The sequence below is a fragment of the Hypericibacter sp. genome, from assembly GCF_050729195.1.
In the GTDB taxonomy this organism is placed as follows: Bacteria; Pseudomonadota; Alphaproteobacteria; order Dongiales; family Dongiaceae; genus Hypericibacter.
In genome coordinates this window covers 1-3,164 of the sequence record NZ_JBOHKS010000221.1, presented here as the reverse complement: position 1 = coordinate 3,164, position 3,164 = coordinate 1, and the positions used below count along the sequence as shown (strand labels likewise).

Annotated in this window: 3 protein-coding genes; 2 read left to right on the top strand and 1 reads right to left on the bottom strand. The window is 67.4% G+C overall.

The window, feature by feature from the left end; genetic code table 11:
- The coding region (locus tag ACREE8_RS17420) for a CPBP family intramembrane glutamic endopeptidase (RefSeq protein WP_431574276.1) at positions 1 to 791 on the top strand (791 nt) is incomplete at its 5' end.
- Between the two features lie 9 nt (positions 792 to 800).
- Here the strand turns inward: ACREE8_RS17420 and ACREE8_RS17415 are convergent.
- Complete coding sequence (locus ACREE8_RS17415; RefSeq protein ID WP_431574275.1) at positions 801 to 2,594, bottom strand: M3 family oligoendopeptidase; 1,794 nt, start codon at positions 2,592 to 2,594, stop codon at positions 801 to 803.
- 186 nt (positions 2,595 to 2,780) lie between these two features.
- Between ACREE8_RS17415 and ACREE8_RS17410 the strand changes: the two genes are divergently transcribed.
- Positions 2,781 to 3,164, top strand: a 384-nt coding sequence (locus ACREE8_RS17410) for an AMP-binding protein (protein WP_431574274.1), incomplete at its 3' end; no start/stop codon positions are given.

The window sequence follows — 3,164 nt, the reverse complement described above, 5'->3', positions numbered from 1 at the left end:
GCCCCACACCCGATGTTCCGACGACCGCGCCCTCGCTGCCGGTTCCGGAACGCACCCTGCGCCGCTACGATATTTTCTGGATCGCCGGCATCTTCGCCCTGAGCCAGCTCGCGACCGGCGTGGTCGTGATCCTGGTGATGAAGGGCACGGGCCTGCTCCCGGCCTTGCGGGACTCGTGGGCGCTGGGGGAAGCAGAGGCCACCCAGCTGGCTCTCGTCGCGGCCATCGCCACCGCCGGCGTGATCCTCGCCTGGGGCGGCTGCTGGCTGGCGCGGCGCCGCGGGCTCAAAGCCCGCTCAGTCGGCCTGGGCCGCGTCCGCTGGCCCTGGCTGCTGGCGGCCGTCATCCTCTTTGCCGCATTCAATTGGGCCGACGGCATCGTCTCCGACTGGCTCGATCCCACCGGCCAGTTGCAGCAGGACATGGCCGAGGGTTTCTTCCCGATGCACCAGTCGTTGGGCTGGGCGATCGCGGTCGCGATCGTGATCGGGCCGGTAACGGCGTTCGGCGAGGAGATCCTGTTCCGGGGCCTGCTCTATCGCTGGTTTCGCGAACGGCTCGGCATCGCGCTCGCGGCCCTCTTCAGCGCCGCGATCTTCGCCGCGGTGCATTTCTATTTCCTGGAGGTGCCGGGACTCTCGGGCCAGGTCATGACCCTGGAGATCCTGGTCTTCGGCCTGATCGCGGCCGGGCTCTATCAGGGCAGCGGCTCGCTCTGGCCGCCGATGCTGTTTCATGCCCTCAGCAACGGCACGGTCGTCTTCCTGGCCTACGCGCCGCCTCCGGGTTGAGCCGTTCCCTCAGGCCTTCTCCAGCTCGTCGATGAAGCCGGCGATGACGCTGAGGCCCTTGCTCCAGAAGGCGGGGTCGGCGGCATCGAGCCCGAAGGGCGCCAGCAATTCGCGATGGCGCTTGGTGCCGCCGGCCGCCAGCAGCTCCAGATATTTCTTCGGGAAGCCGTCGGGGCGCTCGCGATAGACCGCATAGAGCGAATTCACCAGGCAGTCGCCGAAGGCATAGGCATAGACATAGAACGGCGAGTGGATGAAATGCGGGATATAGGCCCAGAAGACGCTGTAGTCTGAATTCGGCCCGAGCTTGATCCCCGGCCCCAGCGCCTCGGTCTGGGTATCGAGCCAGATCTTGCCGATCTCGTCGGCCGTGAGCTCGCCCTGCCGGCGCGTGTCATGCAGCCGGCGCTCATACTCGTGCATCGCGATCTGGCGCACGACGGTGTTGAGCATGTCCTCGACCTTGGAGGCGAGGAGGATGCGCCGGCGCTCCGGATCGGTCTCGCGCTTCAGCAACGCCTGGAAGGTCAGCATCTCGCCGAACACCGACGCGGTCTCGGCCAATGTCAGCGGCGTGTCGGAGAGCAGCAGACCTTGCGGGCCCGCCAGCACCTGATGCACGCCATGGCCCAGCTCATGGGCGAGCGTCATCACGTCGCGGGTGCGGCCGCGATAGCTCATCAGCAGATAGGGATGGGCCGAGGGCACGGTCGGATGGGCGAAGGCGCCGGGCGACTTGCCGGGCCGCGGACTTGCATCGATCCAGGGCCGGTCGAAGAAGCGCCGGCCGAGGGCGCCCAATTCGGGCGAGAAGGCGTTGTAGGCGTCGAGCACCAGCTTCTCGGCATCGCCCCAACTGACACTGCGGTCCTTGTCCTGCGGCAGCGGCGCGTTGCGGTCCCAGTAATCCAGGGCCTCCACGCCGAACCATTTCGCCTTCAGCTTGTAATAGCGGTGCGAGAGCTTCGGATAGGAATCCTTGACCGCCTTCACCAGCGCATCGACCACCTCGTCCTCGACCTGGTTGGCGAGGTTGCGCGAAGAGACGGGGCGCGGGAATTTCCGCCAGCGATCCTCGATCTCCTTGTCCTTGGCGAGCGTGTTGGTGACGAGCGAGAAGGCCTTGAGCCGCGAGCGGAAGCCGGCCGCGAGCCCGTCCGCCGCGGCCTTGCGCTTCTTGCCGTCGCGATCGACCAAGAGCGTGAGCGCCGCTTCGGAGGTCAGTTCCTTGCCGTCGACATTGAAGCGCATCTCGGCGACGGTCTCGTCGAACAGCCGGTTCCAGGCGGCGGCACCCGTGATGCGCTTCTCATGCAGCAGCCGCTCGACCTCGTCCGAGAGCTGATGCGCGCGGAAGGAGCGCACCGTCTCGAGCCAGGGCCGGTAGCGGGCCAGCGCCGGCGCCTTGAGCTGCCCGGCGAAGACCGCGTCGTCGATCTTGTTGAGCTCGAGCGTGACGAACAGCAGGTCGGCCGAGATGTCGGTCGTGCGCTCGTCGATCGTCTGCTGGAAGCGGGCGATCTCGGGATCGCTCATGTTCCCGGCGTAACGCAGCTGCGCGTAGCTGGCGAGCCGCCCGAGCCGCTCCTGGATCGCCTCATATTCGACGATCAGGGCGCCCAGTGCCGCGCCGTCGAGACCCGCGATCCGGCCCTCGAAACGCTGGCGCAGGTCCTTGGCGTGTTTCGCCGCTTCCTCGAGGTCGCGCGTCAGCACCGGCGCATCGGGCGAGGGATAGAGGTCCGTCAGGTCCCAGACGGGGAGATCCGACTTCTCGCCGATCTTCGCGCTGTCATCCGCCATCTCGAGGTCTCCGGTGCTGATCGTCCGTTCAATGCCGTACGATTCCCGCGGCGCCGCGGTCGCCCCCGGGCGGGGGCCGGCTTGGCGCAGGCTTCGCCCCGTGGGATATAAGGTGTCGACCGGTTCCCGCCAAGCACCGCGTCCAAGGCTTACGCCGCCTTCACGGACCCCATCAGGGAGGGGGATTTGACGGAATCACGGCTGGTGACCGCAGCCAACGATTATGACCGCTGGAACAACCTGCCGCAGATGTTCTTCGAACAGGCCCGGCGCACGCCCGATGTCCCCTTCCTGTGGCAGAAGGTGGGAGGCGCCTGGGTCCCGACCCGCTATGGCCAGGCCGCCAGCCTGGTCCGTCGGCTGGCGCGCGGACTGACGGCCTTCGGGCTCAAGCCCGGCGAGCGGGTGGTGCTGCTGTCGGAAAGCCGGCCCGAATGGGCCATCGCCGATCTCGCCATCATGGCGGCCGGCGCCATCACCGTTCCGGCCTATGTCACCAACACCATCACCGACCATCACCATGTGCTGACCCACAGCGGTGCGGCGGCCGTGATCATCTCCACCAAGGCG